Source organism: Methylobacterium sp. 37f (genome assembly GCF_023093475.1).
Classification (GTDB): Bacteria; Pseudomonadota; Alphaproteobacteria; order Rhizobiales; family Beijerinckiaceae; genus Methylobacterium.
The window spans coordinates 99,257-118,217 of the sequence record NZ_JAGHKN010000010.1; the positions used below are offsets into that span (position 1 = coordinate 99,257).

The 18,961-nt window shown below is 69.1% G+C and carries 14 protein-coding genes; 10 read left to right on the forward strand and 4 right to left on the reverse strand.

Going from position 1 to position 18,961, the window contains the following annotated elements; genetic code table 11:
* Positions 1-121: 121 nt before the first annotated feature.
* The gene (locus J7U37_RS09270; protein WP_056184030.1) at positions 122-1,006 is read right to left on the reverse strand and encodes a YihY/virulence factor BrkB family protein; all 885 of its coding nucleotides are present in this window, start codon (positions 1,004-1,006) and stop codon (positions 122-124) included.
* A 156-nt stretch (positions 1,007-1,162) separates the two neighbouring features.
* Here J7U37_RS09270 and J7U37_RS09275 point away from each other — a divergent pair, with 156 nt between their 5' ends.
* Both J7U37_RS09275 and J7U37_RS09280 read left to right on the forward strand, forming a co-directional pair.
* Positions 1,163-2,035: a DMT family transporter gene (locus tag J7U37_RS09275; RefSeq protein ID WP_056184028.1), complete on the forward strand. Its 873-nt coding sequence runs from the start codon at positions 1,163-1,165 to the stop codon at positions 2,033-2,035.
* A gap of 212 nt (positions 2,036-2,247) precedes the next feature.
* Positions 2,248-3,930 carry an acyl-CoA dehydrogenase family protein gene (locus tag J7U37_RS09280; RefSeq protein ID WP_247635527.1) on the forward strand — a complete coding sequence of 561 codons (1,683 nt, stop codon included), beginning with the start codon at positions 2,248-2,250 and terminating at the stop codon, positions 3,928-3,930.
* A gap of 169 nt (positions 3,931-4,099) precedes the next feature.
* Here the strand turns inward: J7U37_RS09280 and J7U37_RS09285 are convergent, their stop codons facing one another.
* Together J7U37_RS09285 and J7U37_RS09290 are read right to left on the reverse strand one after the other, a co-directional pair.
* Positions 4,100-4,282 carry a hypothetical protein gene (locus tag J7U37_RS09285; RefSeq protein ID WP_056184342.1) on the reverse strand — a complete coding sequence of 61 codons (183 nt, stop codon included), beginning with the start codon at positions 4,280-4,282 and terminating at the stop codon, positions 4,100-4,102.
* Between the two features lie 125 nt (positions 4,283-4,407).
* The gene (locus J7U37_RS09290; protein WP_247635528.1) at positions 4,408-5,682 is read right to left on the reverse strand and encodes a glycosyltransferase family 4 protein; all 1,275 of its coding nucleotides are present in this window, start codon (positions 5,680-5,682) and stop codon (positions 4,408-4,410) included.
* A gap of 163 nt (positions 5,683-5,845) precedes the next feature.
* Between J7U37_RS09290 and J7U37_RS09295 the strand changes: the two genes are divergently transcribed.
* The 6 genes from J7U37_RS09295 to J7U37_RS09320 all read left to right on the forward strand — a co-directional run bounded on the left by J7U37_RS09295 (position 5,846) and on the right by J7U37_RS09320 (position 13,318).
* The gene (locus J7U37_RS09295; protein WP_247635529.1) at positions 5,846-7,099 is read left to right on the forward strand and encodes a glycosyltransferase; all 1,254 of its coding nucleotides are present in this window, start codon (positions 5,846-5,848) and stop codon (positions 7,097-7,099) included.
* A 127-nt stretch (positions 7,100-7,226) separates the two neighbouring features.
* A complete protein-coding gene (locus J7U37_RS09300; RefSeq protein ID WP_247635530.1) occupies positions 7,227-7,589 on the forward strand; it encodes a phasin in 363 nt (120 codons plus the stop codon).
* A 115-nt stretch (positions 7,590-7,704) separates the two neighbouring features.
* The gene (locus tag J7U37_RS09305; RefSeq protein ID WP_247635531.1) at positions 7,705-8,583 is read left to right on the forward strand and encodes a hypothetical protein; all 879 of its coding nucleotides are present in this window, start codon (positions 7,705-7,707) and stop codon (positions 8,581-8,583) included.
* Positions 8,584-8,704: 121 nt separating this feature from the next.
* Positions 8,705-10,183 (forward strand): Do family serine endopeptidase, encoded by a 1,479-nt coding sequence (locus tag J7U37_RS09310; RefSeq protein ID WP_247635532.1) that lies wholly within the window; start codon positions 8,705-8,707, stop codon positions 10,181-10,183.
* A gap of 91 nt (positions 10,184-10,274) precedes the next feature.
* Positions 10,275-11,591: a replication-associated recombination protein A gene (locus tag J7U37_RS09315; RefSeq protein WP_247635533.1), complete on the forward strand. Its 1,317-nt coding sequence runs from the start codon at positions 10,275-10,277 to the stop codon at positions 11,589-11,591.
* Positions 11,592-11,821: 230 nt separating this feature from the next.
* Positions 11,822-13,318, forward strand: a complete 1,497-nt coding sequence (locus J7U37_RS09320; RefSeq protein WP_247635534.1) for a carboxypeptidase M32 — start codon at positions 11,822-11,824, stop codon at positions 13,316-13,318.
* Positions 13,319-13,381: 63 nt separating this feature from the next.
* On the opposite strand, the gene J7U37_RS09325 is transcribed toward J7U37_RS09320, so the two are convergent.
* Positions 13,382-15,505 carry an EAL domain-containing protein gene (locus J7U37_RS09325; RefSeq protein WP_247635535.1) on the reverse strand — a complete coding sequence of 708 codons (2,124 nt, stop codon included), beginning with the start codon at positions 15,503-15,505 and terminating at the stop codon, positions 13,382-13,384.
* Positions 15,506-16,137: 632 nt separating this feature from the next.
* Here J7U37_RS09325 and J7U37_RS09330 point away from each other — a divergent pair.
* Both J7U37_RS09330 and J7U37_RS09335 read left to right on the forward strand, forming a co-directional pair.
* Positions 16,138-17,385, forward strand: coding sequence for an Hsp70 family protein (locus J7U37_RS09330; protein WP_247635536.1), 1,248 nt, complete (start codon positions 16,138-16,140; stop codon positions 17,383-17,385).
* A gap of 90 nt (positions 17,386-17,475) precedes the next feature.
* Complete coding sequence (locus J7U37_RS09335) at positions 17,476-18,906, forward strand: RluA family pseudouridine synthase (protein WP_247635537.1); 1,431 nt, start codon at positions 17,476-17,478, stop codon at positions 18,904-18,906.
* Positions 18,907-18,961 lie beyond the last annotated feature (55 nt).

Genomic DNA, 18,961 nt, shown 5'->3' on the forward strand with positions numbered 1-18,961 from the left:
TCCCCCGGGCTCGCCGCCGCGCCGCTCAGCCCTCACTGCCCGCGCCCGGTCGGGGACACTAGGCCGCCGAGGTCACAGGCGGATGTCATCGCACGCCCTGCGCGCAGATGAAGCAGCCGAGTCAGAGCCCTCTGGCCCGGGCCTGCTTCTCCTGCATCCGCGCCTGGAGCCGCACCCGCCGCGCTGCAATGACGGTGCCATTGATCTCGCCGCCGAACAGGAACATCGCGGCGAGCCAGTACAGGAAGACGAGGAACACCATCGCGGTGGCGAGCCCCCCGTAGGTGGAGGCGTAGGCGTTGGAGAAGCGGTCGAGATAATAGCCGAAGCCGAGGCCGGCGAGGAACCAGAGCAACAGCGTGACGGCGATGCCCGGCACCACGGCCAGCACCGAGCGGCGCCCCGCGGCCACGAACTTGTGGGCGATCACCAGCACGGTGAGGAGCAGGAAGGCGGTGATGCCGATACGGCCGATCGCCACCGTCAGGCTCAAGGGCTCCAGTCCCGGCGCCACGTTGATCACCTTGCGCCAGATCAGCGGGCCCAGCACGACGAGGAGCGCGAAGGCCAGCATGGCGAAGGCGCCGCACACGACGTAGCCGATCGATTCCAGGCGGGTAAGCCACCACGGGCGGACCTCGCGCAGGCCGTAGGCGCGGTTGAGCCCGACCCGCAGGCTCTCGACCCCCGAGGACGAAAAGTACAGTGCCAGCAGGGCGCCGAGGGTCAGCACCCCGCCGCGCTGCTCGGTGAGCACCCGGTGCACCTCGCCCGCGATGGGATTGGCGACGGCGCGCGGCCACGCATCGAAGATGAGGTCGCTCGCCCCATCGGCGAGGGACTTCGTGCCGAACAGGCCGGCCAGGGCGCCGAGCAGAATCAGGAACGGAAACAGGGCGGTGAGAGTCGAGAGCGCGATATGGCTGGCGATGGCCCAGCCGTCATGGGCGACGAAGCGTTGCGCGGCGACGTTCGCGATCTCGAAAGGCTTGCGGATGCGACTCACGGGGCGGGGGTTCGTCCTTGAGCGATCAGGATGGGGCGCCAAGCGGCGGGCTGTCTTCTAAACGCAACGGGACCCGATTGCGCAACGGGCCGCCGGCCGACCCCGCGCGGAACCGGCTTGAAATCCCGGGGGCACTGTGATGCCTGCGGCCTTGCCATGGCACCATTCACTTCGTCCCTGATCCCGGCCCTGTTCGTTCTGATCTGGGCGACGGGCTTCGTCGCGGCCCGCTTCGTGGCGCCGCATGCCGAGGCCTTCACCTTCGTGGCGATCCGGGTGGTGGGCGTCGCCCTCGTCCTCGTGGGCCTGGCCCTCGCCCTGCGGGCACGCTGGCCGCGCGACCGGGCCGGTTGGTTTCATGCCGCCCTCGCCGGCATCCTGATGCAGGGGATCTACGTCATCGGCGTGTTCTGGTCGGTCCAGCATGGGCTGCCGGCGGGCATCGCCGCTCTCGTGGGCAGCCTCCAGCCCCTGTTGACGGCGATGCTGGCCGGTCGCCTTCTCGGTGAGCCGGTGAGCGGGCGGCGCTGGCTCGGGATCGCCACCGGGTTTTCGGGAGCGCTCCTGGTGCTGGCCCCGAAGATCGGCGCCTCCGATCCCGCCGGCATCCCGGTCCCGGCACTCGCCGCATGCCTGTTGGCCATGGTGGCGATGACGGGCGGGACGCTCTGGCAGAAGCGCCACGGCACCGGGGGCGACCTCCTCAGCAATGCCGCGCTTCAGTTCCTGGGCGCCGCGATCCTTGCCGTGCCGGCGGCACTCCTGTTCGGAACCGGCGGTTTCGATGGATCGACGCCGCTCTGGTTCGGGCTCGCCTGGTCGATCGTCGTGAACTCGGTGGGCGGTATCCTGCTGCTGCTGGTTCTGATTCGGCGCGGGGCCGTGGCGGGCGTCGCCTCGCTCCTGTTTCTGGTGCCGCCGGTCTCGGCCGTGATGGCCTACGTTCTGTTCGGCGAGGCCCTGGTGCCGATCCAGATGGGGGGCATGGCCATCGCCGCCCTCGGCGTCGCGATCGCCAGTCGAGGCTGATTCGGCGACGGACCTGCGTGACTTTTTCTTTGAGAAACATCTCAATAAAATTCAGCATTGGGCCATTTGCCAAGAGAAATCAGGGTTTTTCGCCCGCGCGGATTATGAATTCACGAGGGATAGTGCCGCGCTGCGGCGAGACGCCTCTACAGGCTCGTCAAACCTGCCTATAATGAACAGCAAAGCGTGATCTCTTTTCCAGCGAGTGTGCCATGTCAGCTTCCCCCGTCGTTTCGACCGAACCGCAGGATCTCCTGACCCTGGCCCGCGAGGCGGCCGAATCGGCCAAGGGCCTGGTGGCCGAGGCGACCCGCCGGGTGCGCACCACCATCCTGTCCGACGAGGGTAAGATCTCGGCCGAGAAGATGGAGACCGAGCAGCACGCGACCCACGGGCTCGCCTGGATCGCCACCTATGCCGAGGGCGTGCGCGAGCTTGGCGCCTACGCGCAGCGCCTGACCGAGGCGGGTGAATTCGGCGAGACCGAGAGCCTGCTCGTGCGGATCGGCCTCGGCGAATACCTCGACCAGCTGTTCTCCGGCATTCCCATGAGCCAGGGCGAGATGGTGCGTCCCACCGGCTCCCTGGGCCTCGCGGCCCGTGAGGTGGCCAAGTTCCGCACCGAGGCGGTCGAGGCTCTCATCGCCGAGGGCAACACCCCTGAGAACCGCGCCGCGCTCGTCGCCCGCATCCGCGACAACGGCGGTGCGGCCACCATCGGCAAGTCCGGCCTCGACGAGGACATGGAGGCGATCCGCTCCGAGATGCGCCGGTTCGGCCTCGCCGAAGTCGTGCCGCACGCGCATGAGTGGCACAGCCAGAACGCCTACATCCCGATGGAGATCGTCACCAAGATGGCCGAACTCGGCGTCTTCGGCCTGACCATCCCCGAGGAATACGGCGGCATGGGCCTGCCGAAGATCTCGATGTGCGTGGTCTCCGAGGAGCTGTCCCGCGCCTATATCGGTGTCGGCTCGCTTGGTACCCGCTCGGAGATCGCGGCGGAACTCATCCTCTGTGGCGGCACCGAGGAGCAGAAACACCGCTTCCTGCCCGGCATCGCCTCGGGCGACACGCTTCCCACCGCCGTGTTCACCGAGCCGAACACCGGCTCCGATCTCGCTTCGCTGCGCACCAAGGCCGTCCGGGACGGCGACGTCTGGAAGATCTCGGGCAACAAGACCTGGATCACGCATCCGGTGCGCGCCGATATCATGACCTGCCTCGTGCGCACCAAGCCCGAGGAGAAGGGCCACCGCGGCCTGTCGCTGCTCATCGCCGAGAAGCCGCGCGGCACCGATGCCGAGCCCTTCCCGGTCGCCGGCCTGTCCGGTGGCGAAATTCACGTGCTCGGCTACCGCGGCATGAAGGAATACGAGCTCGCCTTCGACAATTTCGAAGTACCGGCGGGCAACCTGCTCGGTGAGGTCGAGGGCAAGGGCTTTGCCCAGCTCATGCAGACCTTCGAGTCGGCCCGCATCCAGACCGCGGCCCGCGCCATCGGCGTGGCGCAGAACGCCCTCGATCTCGGCCTGCGCTACGCCGAGGATCGGGTGCAGTTCGGCAAGGCGCTGATCAACTTCCCGCGTGTGGCCGACAAGATCGCCATGATGGCGGTGGAGATCAACATCGCCCGCCAGCTGACCTACTTCTCGGCCCGTGAGAAGGACGAGGGCAAGCGCTGCGATCTCGAAGCCGGCATGGCCAAGCTGCTCGGCGCCCGTGTCGCCTGGGCTGCGGCCGACAACGCCCTGCAGATCCATGGCGGCAACGGTTTCGCGCTGGAATACGCGGTCAGCCGCGTGCTCTGCGACGCACGCATCCTCTCGATCTTCGAAGGTGCCGCCGAGATCCAGGCTCAGGTCATCGCCCGCCGCCTGCTCGAAACCGCCTGAGCCGAGAGCGGCACCGACCTCACCCGATCCGGCGGAGCGCCCTCTCCGTCGTGGTCGGGGGCCGAACCGGGTCTCCGTCCAGAAACGCAGAACGCCGGGGCGATCGTCGCCCCGGCGTTCTGCGTTTCCCGCTTCGGAAGCCGAAGCGAGCGGGAAGCCGTGCGAAGGGCTACTTCGTGATCTTCACCGACACGGGATCGCTCGACGGAAACGTCTCCTCCAGGGCCTCGTCAAGACGCTCGTCGCGTTCACCCGTCTGGCTCGCGGGACGAGTCCCGTCGGACCCCTTCGGGGCCGGCTTGCCGGTGGTGGAGATGATGTCGGTCTCGGGGGTCTTCTGATGATCGGCCATGCACGGCACTCCCTCGGCTTGGCGGCCGGCGACCTCGCCAGCACCTTCCTCGACGATGAGCCGGGACAACGCCGGGCGCGCCTCCGGTTTCCACGATGGCGCGGCCGTGGTTCCGCCCGGCTCCCTCAGAGTGCCGCCGGGACCTGCGGACGCGTCGCGACGCGCCGGCCGCGCAGGTCGGCCGTCCGCCATTCGCGCAGGACGAAATCGTAGACTTGGCCCAGGCGATCGAGATGAGCATCCGGCGTCAGGGGAGCCGCCCAGTAGCGCTCGTAGGCGGCGCGGCTCATGCGCTCCGCGAGGCTGTCGTCGGAGAGACGGACGAGGTGGGCGGCGAGGGAATCGGGATCGCCGGACCGGAACCAGAAGCCGGTCTCGCCGTCCTCCACCGCTTCCCGCCCGGCACAGGCGTCGCTGACGACCACGGGCGCACCGCAGGCGAGCGCTTCGTACACCGTCAACGGCTGGCCCTCGTACCAGACGCTCGGAAAGACCAGGGCGCGGGCCTGCCGCATCAGGGCCTGGACACCGGCCTCGTCGCGCCAGCCGAGCATCACCGCCTCGGGATAGCGCGCCTCGAGTTCGGCGCGCGCCGGACCGTCGCCGACGAAGACCGGGCGGATGCCGGCGCGGCGCGCCGCCTCGGCAAAGATCGGAGCGCCCTTCTCGGTGGAGATGCGGCCGACGAACAGACACGCGCCGGGTGGGCCGGTGCGGAGCGGCGCCTGTGCGACCGCAATGGGATTGTCGACCCGGTGGAAGCGGGTCGCGGGGGGCAGGTGGGGGGCGATCACCCGCTCCTGCAGGGCACTGATGGTCACGATATGGGGGAACAGGGCCTTCATGCCAGCCAGATGCTCGAGGGCGAGGTGGCGCACCACCCGCAGGAGCTTGCGAGGGTAGCTGCGCGCATCGCAATTCGTGGTCAGGCAGCCCGGGGACATCGGTGTGCGCTGGCAGATCCGGGCAGCGGGATACTCGTAGAAGCCGCCATTGGGGCAGACGAGGAAGAACTCGTGCATGGTGTAGAGCAGCGCCAGCCCGGAGGCCGCGAGGCTGCGCCCGATCGAGGGCGAGAGGGCCTTGGCGAAGGCGTGGACGTGGACCACCGTGTCGTGCGGATCGAGCCCCTGCAGTTCGGCGGCGAGGCGCCGGGCCGCCGGGCGATTCCAGATGGCCTGGGCGGCGAAGGCGAACTTGTTCGTCGTCGTGCCCACATCGTCCTGGCCGAGACAGACGACGCGGATGCCCGCGGCCTCCAGGCGCGGGTCTGCGGGACCGACCGCCGCGAACACCGTGACGCGGTGTCCGCGGGCGCGTAACCCCAGGCCCGCATCCAGCGCGACCTTGGCCTGCCCGCCATTGATGTAGGCGTGGTCGACGACGAGGACGACATGCATGGTGGACAGTCCCGGCCAACGACGACAGTTCGTCCGATCTTTACCGAACGTGCGTTGATCTCCGGTAAATCGCTGATCCGGGTGCGGAGAACGACGGAAGTCTCCCGACATTCTTGGGTCCCGCCCCTCACCTTGGGCGTCACCCGTCACCTGGGGCAGGGCCATGCAGATCGTCGTGTTGGCCGAGTTCGCGGTGGCGAGCGGGGGCGCCGAAAAGGTCGCGGTCGAATCCGCGCGCGGCCTCGCCGAGGCCGGCATCGACGTCACCTACATCCAGGCCATCGATGGCCCGATGGATCCGCTCCTCGACCATGCCCGCATCCGCCGCATCACCCTCGGCAATACGGACATCTGGGCGCGACCGGCGCACAGGGCCGCATTCAGCGGCCTGTGGGACGCCGGGGCGGCCACGCGCCTGGGGGCGGCCCTCGATGCCCTGCCGGTGCGGCCGGACCTGATCCATCTCCATCAATGGACCCGCAGCCTGTCGCCGAGCGTGTTTCCGATCCTGTTCGCGCGCAACCTACCGGTAGCGGTGACGGCGCACGACTACTTCCTCGCCTGTCCGAACGGGGTGTATTACCGCTTCGATCGGGCCGAGCCCTGTACCCTGAAACCGCTTTCGGCCCCCTGTATCGCAGCACCCTGTGACGGCCGCACCCGCCTGCACAAGCTCGTGCGGGTGGGTCGCTCGATGGCTCAGCGCGCGACCCTGAAACGCCGACGGCTCGCTGTCATCCATGTCTGCGATGCGAGCGTGGCGCGCCTGGGCGGCCTCCTTCAGGAGTTGGACGTCACCCATTACCGGGTCGACAACCCGGTCCGGGTTGAGCGCCAGCCGCCGGCCGATCCGGCGCGGGGCGATGCCATCGCGTATGTCGGTCGCCTGACGCGGGAGAAGGGCGCCGACCTCGTGGCGGAGGCCGCGAAGGCGGCCGGCCTGCCCGCCCTGTTCATCGGGGCCGGTCCCCTGGAGGACGAACTGCGCGCGCGGCCGGGCGTCGAACTCGTCGGCTGGCAGGCTCCCGAAGCGGTCTGGACCCTGTTGCGCCGGCGGGCCCGCACCATCGCGGCGCCGTCGCGCTGGTTCGAGACCGGCCCTCTCACGGTCTACGAAGCTCTCGCCCACGGCATTCCGGTTCTCGCCTCCGATCGCTCCGGAGCCTCCGATGCCGTCATCGACGGGGTGAACGGGTGTTCCGTCTCGCCCGATCCGGACACCCTGGCGCGGGCCGCCGCGCTGTTCCGCGACGATACCCGAACCGCCCGCCTCGGTGCGGCGGCGCATGCCGGCTACTGGTCGCGCCCCATGACCCTGACCAAGCATGCCGACGCGCTGATCGGTGTCTACGAACGCATCCTTGCCGTGCCGGGCACCGCTGTCCCAAGTCTTCGCAGCGCGATCCGGGCCTCGTGACTCCGGATCAGCAAAGCGGCAAAATTTTTCACCTGTCAGCCGTGGACCCATTGACCTGCATGGTGCGGCGCAACATAAATCTCTCGCAGTGCACCGAACGACTCGGTGCACCCTGGAGAGTATCGCAATGAACGGTCAAACCTTCGAGATCCCCACCGAGATGCGCGCGCTCGCCGAGAAGAGCGTCGACCAGGCCCGGGTCGCCGTCGGCAATGTCATCGGCACCGCCCTCAAGACCGCAGAGCAGATGCAGACCACGTCGAAGTCGGTGCAGGAATCGATGCAGACCGTCGTCGTCAAGGGTCTCGACCAGGTTCAGGAAAACGCGGCCGCGACGTTCGACTTCGCCCAGAAGCTGGTCCGCACCCGTGACCTCCGCGAAGCCTTCGCGCTGCAAGGCGAATTCCTGCGCAGCCAGATCGCCACCCTGCAGGTGCAGGCCAAGGACTTCGGCGCCCTCGCCCAGAACACGTTGCGTCCCTCGACCTGAGGGACGATCCGGCCCCGAACTCAGGCATCGGCGCGTGGCTTCTGCGCGACGCGCCTGCGCGACATCGGCCCGTTTCGGGTTCATCATCGACCCGGAGCGGCAAGGAGACAGCGACATGTCGAGACGGCGCAGGATGCCACCCCAGGGGCACGGCAAGAATCAGGGTCAGGGCAAAGATCAGGGTCCGGGTAAAGATCAGAGTCCCGGGCAAGACAAGGCCGGGGCTTCCCCCGACACCTCCGAGATCCGGGAGGACGGACCGAGGAACGTCGAGGACGCCGACCCGGTGGAGGCCGTGACCGGCGGTGACGGTGAGCCCCGCCTCGTACCGGTCTCCCAGGGGGCGGAGGCCGCTGCGGCCAACACCAACCATCGGTCGCCCGGCACAGGGTCGGTTCACGAAACGTTGCTGGAAGGTGTCTCGGCCGAGGCCCTGGTGGCGAGCCACGCGGGCGAGGGCGGATCGGGCCGGAACGCACCCGAGTTTGAGCCTGCGCCCGAGCCGACATCCGCGCAATCCCCCGGCGACGGGGCCGAGGCCGCGCCTCTCTCGGACGATCTCACGGTGGTCCCGGAGGAGGCGCCCGAGCCAGCCCGGATCGCCCGTGAGACGATCGCGGTGGCGACCGAAACGGTCGAGACCGTGAGGCAGACCCTTCCCGAGGCGGCCGACGCACCGTCGACCCTTCCCGCACTGGCCCCGATCCCCGCCGTGGCGAGCCCGCCAGCGACGACCGGAGCGCTCACGCCGCCCCGATTGACGGAGCTGATGGGTGAGGTGGGCGAGGTGAACACCACGGTTCTCGCCTATCTGCGCGGGGAGAGCGTGGCCGCCATGGCGCATCTGAAGGCGCTCTCGGGCGCTGCGACTCCGGCGGATGCGATCCGCCTGCAGGTCTCCGAGATGCAGCGGGCGGCCGATGCCTCGCTGAGCTGCTTCGCGGCACTCGCCCGGCGGACCAGCCGTCTCACCGCCGCGATCGTGCGGCGCTGAAAGTCCCCGGACGCGGCGCCCCTCGCGCCGACGGCCCGACCCGTCTAGATATCCCGGCATCCGTCGCGGCCACGTCCCAGACCGGGGCATGGCTGCGACGCCAGGTCCCCGGGAGTTGTCCATGCCGCGTTCGTCCCTTCTGCTCGTCCCGCTGCTGACCGCGACGCTCGCCGCCGCGCCGGCCTCGGCGCAGATGATGAAGACGCCGGAGGGGCCTGCCGAGAAGGCGTCCCCGGACAGAGCGCTTCCCGACAAGGTGGCGCCCCTCGCCAAGGGGCAGGTGCAGCTCTCCTTCGCGCCCGTGGTCAAACGGGCCGCGCCCTCGGTGGTGAATGTCTACGCCTCGCACGTGGAGACGCGCGGCCAGAGCCGCAGCGCCATGGACGAGTTCATGCGCCGGTTCTTCGGCGAGAACGGCGGCCGTGGTCGCGGCGGAGCCCCCGGGGAGCGCGCCCAGAAGTCGCTCGGATCCGGCGTGATCGTCGACGAGTCCGGCCTCGTCATCACCAACAATCATGTCATCGAGAACATGAACGAGGTGCGGGTCTCGCTCGCCGACCGGCGCGAGTTCGAGGCCACCATCGTGCTGCGCGATCCGCGCACCGACCTCGCCGTGGTCAAGATCAAGAACCCGACCGGCGGCCTGATCCCCATGGCCTTCGGCGATTCCGAAGCCCTCGAGGTCGGCGATTTCGTCATGGCGATCGGCAATCCGTTCGGTGTCGGCCAGACCGTGACGCAGGGTATCGTCTCGGCCCTGGCGCGCACGCAGGTCGGCTCCTCGGACTATCAGTTCTTCATTCAGACCGACGCCGCCATCAATCCGGGCAATTCCGGCGGGGCCCTGGTCGATCTCCAGGGACAGCTCGTCGGCATCAACACCGCGATCTACTCGCAATCGGGCGGCAGCCACGGCATCGGCTTCGCGATCCCGGCGAGCATGGTCCGGGCCGTGGTCGAGACCGCCAAGGGCGGCGCCACCGCCGTGCGCCGCCCCTGGCTCGGCGCGCGCGTGCAGAGCGTGACGCCCGACATCGCCGAGAGCATGGGCCTCGACCATCCGACGGGCGTCCTTGTGGCGAGCCTGCAGCCGAAGAGCCCGGCCGAAGAGGCCGGCCTGAAGCGCGGCGACCTCATCCTGACCGTGGACGGCAAGGTCGTCGACGACCCGGAGGCCTTCGGCTACCGCTTCGCCCTGAAGGGCCTCACCGGCCAGACCAAGTTCGGCATCCTGCGCGGGACCGGGCGTTCGACGATCGCGGTCAAGCTCGGACCGGCGCCGGAGACCCGGCCGCGCGACATCCTGAAGGTGCGGACCCGGTCGCCCTTCCTCGGCGCCACCCTGGTGAACACCTCGCCGGCCGTGGCGGAAGAGCTCCAGGTGGATTTCCCGTCCGAGGGCGTGGCGGTCGCCGGCGTCGATGAGGGTTCGATCGCGGCCCGCGCCGGCCTGCAGAAGGGGGACATGATCGTCGCCATCAACGGCTTGCCGATCGCCACCACGAAGGACCTGGAGCGGGTCACCCGCAACAGCCTCAACATGTGGGAGGTCTCGATCAACCGCGGCGGCGAGGTGATGACGTCCATGTTCGGGGGCTGACGCCCGGCGTCCCGGGGGGCAGGGGGCGGTGATTGCCGGGGGGATGATTTTCCCGGTTGCGGGCGGCGGGCTCCCGCGTCTTCATGCGCCCATGTCCGACCTCTTCGCCTCCGCCGGCCTCGCCCATGCCGCGCCCCGCCCCCTCGCCGATGCCCTGCGGCCGAAAACCCTGGCCGAGGTGGTGGGCCAGGAGCACCTGACAGGTCAGGACGGGGCGCTGACCCGTCTCCTCAACGCCCGGTCGTTCGGCTCGCTGGTGTTCTGGGGGCCGCCCGGCACCGGTAAGACCACCGTGGCGCGCCTGCTCGCGCACGAGACCGACCTGCATTTCGAACAGATCTCGGCGATCTTCTCCGGCATCGCCGAACTTCGGAAAGTCTTCGACGCGGCGCGCGGGCGCCGGGCCATGGGACGGGGCACGCTGCTCTTCGTGGATGAAATCCACCGGTTCAACCGGGCGCAGCTCGACGCCTTCCTGCCCGTCATGGAGGACGGCACGGTGACGCTGGTGGGCGCCACCACCGAGAACCCATCCTTCGAGCTGAACGCCGCGCTGCTCTCCCGTGCCCGCGTGCTGCTGTTCCGGGCCCTGGACGATGCCGCCATCGCCAAGCTGCTGATCCGCGCGGAAGCTCTGACGGGGCAGCCGCTCCCCCTGGACGAGGAGGCGCGCGGCGTGCTCGTCCGCATGGCCGACGGGGATGGCCGCGCGGCCCTGACCCTGGCCGAGGAGGTCTGGCGCTCGGCGAAACCGGAGGAGGTCTTCGACGCGGAGCAGTTGCAGGCGATCATTCAGCGGCGGGCGCCGATCTACGACAAGTCCCAGGAGGGGCACTACAACCTCATCAGCGCCCTGCATAAGACCGTGCGGGGCTCAGACCCCGACGCGGCCTTGTATTATCTCTGCCGGATGCTCGACGGGGGCGAGGACCGCCTGTTCATCGCCCGTCGCCTTGTGCGCATGGCGGTGGAGGATATCGGGCTCGCCGACCCGCAGGCCCTGGTGGTGGCCACCGCGGCGAAGGACGCCTTCGATTTCCTGGGCTCCCCCGAGGGCGAGCTGGCTCTGGCCCAGGTCACGGTCTATCTCGCCTGCGCGCCGAAATCGAACGCGGTCTACAACGCCTACAAGGCCGCCACCCGGGTAGCCAAGGAGCATGGCTCCCTGCCGCCGCCTCGCACCATCCTCAACGGATCGACCAAGCTGATGCGCAAGATCGGCTACGGCGAGGGCTACCGCTACGACCACGACGAGCCGGACGCGTTCTCGGGCCAGGATTACTGGCCCGAGAAGCTCGGGCGCCAGCACTTCTACGCGCCCACCGACCGGGGCATGGAGCAGCGCTACGGCGACCGCCTGGCCCATTGGGAGGATCTGCGCCGCCAGCGCCGCGCCGACGAAGACTGAACCGCCGGCAGGCCCGGCGGAGCATGGTCAAGCCAAGTATGACCCAGCGGAGATGACCCAGCCGAGGATGGCCGTCCCGCTCTGCCGCGGATACGGGCTGCTGTGAGCCGACCCGCTGCCCCACACCTCCAGCGGTTGCCAGCGCGGCCGCTGGACAGCGCGACTGTGAGGGATGAAGGCTGGAGGGCGAAACCGATCCGCGAACGCTTACAGGTCCGAAGACTCCACCCATGCAGGCCTACCACACCCTCACCGCACGTTTTGCCCGCCTCGGCGCCCTCGGCGACGCGGCCGGCATCCTCCACTGGGATCGCCAGACCCTGATGCCGACCGGTGCGGCGGACGGGCGGGCCGAGCAGTTGGCGCAGCTCTCGGTCATCGCCCACGAGATCCTCACCGCGTCGCAGACCGGCGACCTGATCGACCAAGCCCATGACGAGCGCCAGCACCTCGACCCCTGGGAAGGGGCGAACCTGCGCGAGATGCGCCGCGCCTATCTCCATGCCTCGGCGGTCCCGGCCGACCTCGTAGCGGCAAGCTCCAAGGCTTCCTCGCGCTCCGGGATGATCTGGCGCGAGGCCCGCGCGCAGTCCGATTTCGGGCAATTGGCGCCCGCCCTCGCCGAGACCCTGCGCCTGCAGCGCGCGGTGGGTGCAGCCAAGGGGGCGGCGCTGGGCCTCGATTCCTACGACGCCCTCCTCGACGGCTACGATCCCGGCATGCGCCGCGCCACCATCGATCCCCTGTTCGCGGATCTGCGCGCGACGCTGCCGGGCCTGATCGAAGCGGTCCGCGCCCGTCAGGCCTCCGGCCCGGCACCGCTGCCGCTGCCGAGTCCGTTCCCGGTAGAGACGCAGGCGGCGATCGGGCAGCGCCTGATGCAGGCCGTCGGCTTCGACATGACCCGCGGCCGCCTCGACGTGAGCCTGCATCCGTTCTGCGGGGGCGCGGCCGACGACGTGCGGATCACCACCCGCTACGACAGCGACGATGCTTCTCGCGCCCTGATGGGCGTGCTGCATGAGACCGGGCACGCGCTCTATGAGCAGGGCCTCCCCGCCGCGTGGCGCCATCAGCCGGTGGGCACTGCCAGGGGCATGACCCTGCACGAGAGCCAATCGTTGCTGGTGGAGATGCAGGCCTGCCGCTCGTTCGCGTTCTGCAGCTTCCTCGCCCCCGTCCTGCGGGAAGCCTTCGGCGGGGATGGGCCGGCCTGGACCGCCGAGAATCTGCACGGGCTCTACACACGGGTCGAGCCAAACTTCATCCGGGTCGATGCCGACGAGGTCACGTATCCGGCGCATATCCTGCTGCGCTACGACCTCGAAACCGCGATGATCGCGGGCGACCTCGCGGTGAACGACCTGCCCGGTGCCTTCAACGACGGCCTGCGGGATCTCCTCGGCCTGACCGTGCCGGACGACCGCCAGGGCTGCCTCCAGGACATCCACTGGCCGAGCGGAAGCTTCGGTTACTTCCCGACCTACACCCTCGGCGCCATGGCGGCGGCGCAGTTGTTCCGGGCCGCCTGCGAGGCGGCGCCGGGCATCCTGACCGGCCTCGCCGTCGGCGACTTCACGGATTTGCGCGGCTGGCTGCGCGAAAGTGTGCACGCGCGGGCCAGTCTGCTGGAGACCGATGACCTGCTCGTGGCCGCGACCGGACGTCCGCTGAGCGCCGCGGACTTCACGCGCCACCTGCATCACCGCTACCTCGGAGAGTCCTGACATTCCGGTGACAGCGGCGTGCAGAGGCGGCCTCATCGCCGCAGGCGGGTGGCTCCGAGTCCGTTACGACGCGATCGCCCGGACCTGGGACGTCGGCCGATGCAGGGCCGCCTGCCGGTTCAGCGCCGCGATGGTCGCGGCATCGCGCGCGGAGGGCACGGGACGACCGAGCAGGTAGCCCTGGACCTCCGTGCAGCCCTCGGCCGTGACGAGATCGAGATGGGCCTGGGTTTCGACCCCCTCGGCGACGGTGGTGACGCCGAGGCGGCGGCCGAGATCGGCGACGACCCCGACGATCGCCGCGCATTCAGGACGCTGCACCGCATCCTGCACGAACGACCCATCGATCTTGATCTTATCGAAGGGGAAGGAGCGCAGATGCGCCAGCGACGAGAACCCGGTTCCGAAATCGTCGAGCGCCACCCGGACGCCGAGATCGCGGACGCGACGCAGATCCGCGAGGCAGTCGAGCTCATCGGCGAGCAGGGCACTCTCGGTGATCTCGATTTCCAGGCGGCTCGGCTCCAGGCCGGCACCGACCAGCGCCGCCAAGATGTTCGACGCGAGGGTGCCCTTGCCGAGCTGCTTGGCCGAGACATTGACGGCGACCCGCGCGTCGTCGTCCCAGGACGCGGCGTCCCGGCAGGCGCGATTGAGGACCCAGATGCCGAGTTCGTCGATCAGTCCGCTCTCCTCGGCGACCGGGATGAACTCGGCGGGTGAAATCCAGCCCCGCGTCCGATGATGCCAGCGGATGAGGCCTTCGCGCGCCGTGACCCGTCCGGTCGCGATGTCAGTGATCGGCTGGTAGAACAGGAACAGGCTGTCGGCCTGCGCGAGCGCCGCACGCAGCTTGCCTTCGAGGCGCACGCGCTCGTGCACCCGCGTCTCCAGTTCGGGTGTGAACACCCGGAAGGTCTTCTTGCCGGCCGCCTTGGCGGCATAGAGCGCCATGTCGGCCCGCGACAGCAGGATCTCGGAATCGGTTCCGTGCTCCGGCGCCGCCGCCACGCCGATCGAGGCGCCGATCTCGAGCCGGCGTTCGGCCTCGATCTGATAGGGCGCGACGATCTCGAGGAGCAGGGTCCTGGCGACGTCCCGCGCCTCCTCGATGCCGGCCTCGGCGATCAGGATGGCGAACTCATCGCCGCCCAGGCGCGCGACCATGGTTCCGGGGCGTCCGCAGCAGGCCCTGAGCCGATCCGCCACCCGGATCAGCAACGTGTCTCCGACAAGATGGCCGTGGGAATCGTTGACGAACTTGAAGCCGTCGAGATCGATGAACAGCAGGCCAAGCTTGGGATCGGGACGCGCGAGGCAGGCCTTGAGGTGCTCGCGGAAGGTGTTGCGGTTGGCCAGGGCGGTCAGCGTGTCGAAATGCGCCAGCTGCTGAATCCGGGCTTCCGCTGCAACCTGCTTGGTGATCACCGACCAGGTCAGCATCGGGCCGAGATAGACGCCATCCGTTCCCGTCACCGCCGAGACCTGAAGGTCCAGCACCTCGGACCCGAGCTTGATCCGGGCGTGATGGGGAAGGTTGGCGGGGTCGGCCAGGAGCTGGCGCTGGTGGTGCGGATGGCGATGGAAGACGTCGATCGAGGCCCCGAGCAACTCGGACGGCTTGATCGGCAGCAGATCCTTGATCTGCCCCAACGTCCGCTTCGAGGTCTCGTTGAGGTAGGAGATGTTGAAGGTGACGGGATCGACCGTCATCACCGCCACCGGCATGTCGTCGATCATGCGCAGCAGGCGATACTCCTCCTGTTCCTTGGCGACCTCCGCGGTTGCGATGGCCCAGACCAGCAGGGCGCGGCTGACCCGTCCCGTCGAGTCGGGCAGAGGATGGATATGCAGGTCGAGCCATTCCTGGCCGAAGCAGATCCGCGCCTTGTGCGGCAGCCGCCCCGAATCCGACAGAAGCGTGCGCTGGTGAAGCGGATCCCGGTGAAACACGTCGATCGAGGTGCCCACGATGGTCTCCGGATCGAACCCGAGCGTCTCACGGATCGATTGAAGCAGGGCGATCGAGCACGGATTGGCGTAGTCGATTTCGAAGGTGTCGAGGTTGCACGTCATGGCGCCGACCGGAAGGACGTCGAACATGCGCTCGAAGTCGAGAGGTTCGAGCGGCATGGCGGTGCCGGGCGGTGCTTTCGCGAGAATCGGACAGCCCGTCATCGTTTCCATCCCACCCGGAATCCGAGCCTCACGATCCGCCATTCCGGCAGCCGTTACGCACGACCCTTCAGAGCCCATGCCCCCTGAGCGTCGGACGCCTGGGATGCCGTGCTGACCAGACTCGACGCTGTGCTTCAAACAATTGAATTTTTTCTAAATCATGCTTTTTGTTGCTTGATATTCTCAAATATAAACCCCACAACCCTAGATTATATTGCCTATATTCGCCAGAAACGACAATAGCAGCTGGCAAGATGATAGTGCTCTGTCATGAGGTCCGGGTGCCGTACGCCGAGAATTCGGCACGGGCCGACAAGCCGATTCCGCGCCGTCCGCGACGACCTGAAGGTTCGATGACGATGCACTTGCCTCGACTGGCGTCGCGAATCCGCACCACCGCACCGTCCGGCCATGCGATCCACTGGCAGAACCTCATCGGCGGGCTCGAACACAGCCGCACTTCACCAATTCGTGATCGACATGACCCTCTGGCGAATCGGCGCTCTCGTCGGGCGGCGCGCGCTCGCGCACCGGAGGGCTGGGGTCCGGCACGGCCGCACTGCACAAAACTCATGGACCTCGCGGGAGCCAGCCTGTAGGGGAGCCGGCCCTATCATCCAGCGCTGATGCCGGAGACCATCATGGCGGCCTGCGGCCTCGACTTCGGTACCTCGAACACCACCCTCGGTCTCGTGACCGGGCAGCGTCCGCAGCTCATGCCCCTCGAAGGGCGCCATCTGACGATCCCCAGCGCGATCTTCTTTCCGCCGGGACAGCCGCCCTTCGTCGGGCGCGCTGCCATGGCCGAGTACGTGGAGGGCACGCCGGGCCGGCTGATGCGAAGCCTCAAATCGGTGCTCGGTTCGTCGCTGCTCGAGGAAACCACGCCGGTCGGGCGCGAGCGCATCAAGTTCCGCGACGTGATCGGACGCTATCTCAGCGCCGTGAAGGCCCGCGCGGAGGCGGCGAGCGGCCAGGCCCTCGACACCGTGGTGCACGGCCGCCCGGTCCACTTTGTCGACGGCGATCCGGAGGGCGACGCCCGGGCCGAGGACGCCCTGCGGGAGATCGCAACCAGCATCGGCTTCCGTCACGTCTCGTTCCAGTTCGAACCGATCGCGGCGGCCCTCGACTACGAGCAGCAGGTGCGCGCGGAGGAGATCGCCCTGATCGCGGATATCGGAGGCGGCACCTCGGATTTCTCGATCGTGCGCCTGTCGCCGGAGCGGCATGCCAAGCGCGAGCGCAGCGACGACATCCTGGCCAATGACGGCGTGCGCATCGGCGGCACCGATTTCGACCGCCGCCTCAGCCTCGGGACCGTGATGCCCCTGCTCGGCCTGGGCAGCGCCATGAACCGGGGCGATCTCGACGTGCCGACCGGCTATTTCCACGACCTCGCCACCTGGTCGAGCATCAACCGGCTCTACAACGCCAAGACCCTGCGGGAGATCGAGGAGGTGCGCCGCGACGCCCGCCGCCCCGATCTCCTGGCGCGGCTCCACACCGTGGTGGAGGCCGAGCGCGGTCATTCCCTGGCCATGGAAGTAGAGGGCGCCAAGATCGCGACCTCCGAAGACGGCGAGGGCCGGGTCGACCTCGATTGGGTCGAGGCCGGGCTCCGGGCCGAGATCGATCGGTCGGGACTCGTCCTTCATACCGACGAGCTCGCCCGGCGCATCGCCGAGCGCATCGGACGCTGCCTCGCGCAGGCCGGCCTGACCGCCGACCGCATCGATGCGCTCTTCCTCACGGGCGGCTCGACGGGCTTGCCCCATGTCCGTGCGGCCCTGACCGCGTGCGTGCCGAACGCCCGCGTGGTCGATGGCGACACCTTCGGGTCGGTTGGGACCGGCTTGACCATCGAGGCGGCGCGGCGCGCGGCCTGAACGGGACGTCGCCCACGCGGGAATCCCTCCGCGACAAAACCCGACCGACCCGCGCTTTGTCGCGAGGCTGGCCGGTGATACGAGCAGTCCATGACCACACGACCACCATCACGCGGGGGATCCGGGCGCAAGGGCGCCGGGCCGAGCCGCAGCGGCCCAGCGGGCCGCCCCGGCCGCCCCGGCAAGCCGGGCGCCTTCATCCGGCCGGAGCGCGAGCGGACGGGCCCCCGCACCAGCGCCCTCGACGCCGCGCAGCGCGCCGCGCAGGGGCGGGGCGACGCCGCCGCCAAGCACGCGCCCTGGCGCCCCGGGCAGGAGCCGCGCGACCGCGCCGATGCCGCGCCGGAGCCGTTCGAGGCGATCGACGAGGCACCCCGCCGGGTCCGCCGCCCACGCACCGAACGGGCGGATGACGCGGCGGCGACGCCTCCGCGCCGGGCCGAGGCCACGGCGCGCGGCGGCGCGCCCGTCACCGAGGGGCCGACCCGGCGCGAGCAGCGCGCGGCGGCCTCCGCCACGCTGGCCTCCGGCGTTCAGACGCTGACCGTGGACGAGGACGAGGCCGGCATGCGGATCGACCGCTTCCTGACCACCCGTTTCCCGCAACTGCCCTTCACCCGCGTCCAGAGCATCGTCCGCAAGGGCGAACTTCGGGTCGATGGCAAGCGTGCCAAACCCAACGACCGGCTGGAGCCGGGCATGAGCGTGCGCGTGCCGCCCCTCAAGCTGGAGGCGCAGGGCGAGCGCCCGCGCTCTGCCGCGCGGGATGCCACCGATGCCGATTTCATCCGCTCGCTCATCCTCTACGAGGATGCTGAGATGATGATCCTCAACAAGCCTTTCGGCCTCGCGGTGCAGGGTGGCTCCGGAACCGTGCGGCACGTGGACGGCCTCTTGGAGGCACTGACGGGCAAGGACGGCCAGAAGCCGCGCCTGGTCCACCGCCTCGACAAGGACACCGCCGGCTGCCTCATCGTCGCCAAGACGCGGCTCGCCGCCGCCACCCTGGCGAAAAGCTTCCGCTCGCGCTCGGCCCGCAAGGTCTACTGGGCTCTCACCGCCGGTGTTCCGCGCGTGCCGCAGGGTCGCATCTCCACCTATCTCGCCAAGGAGGAGCCCACGGACGCCGATGCGCGGATGCGGGTGGCCAAGCATGGCGACGAGGGAGCTGCGCACGCGCTGACTTACTACGCCATGGTCGACAACGCGGCCCAGAAGCTGTCCTGGCTGTCGCTGAAGCCGGTGACCGGACGCACCCACCAGCTGCGCGCCCATGCAGCCCATATCGGCCATCCCATCGTCGGCGATCCGAAATACTTCAGCATCGAGAACTGGGAATTGCCCGGCGGAATCCAGAATCGCCTGCATCTTCTCGCACGCCGAATCGTGATTCCCCATCCGCGCACGGGCAAGCCCGTCGACGTCACGGCTCCGCTTCCACCGCATATGGCGCAGAGCTGGAACCTCCTTGGATTCGACGCGTCCCGCTACGATCCGATCGTCGAGGCCCCCGAAGCCTGAGCCCACGATCCCGACGTCCGATGCCGGGGCAGAATGCGCCGGCAAGGCCAGAACG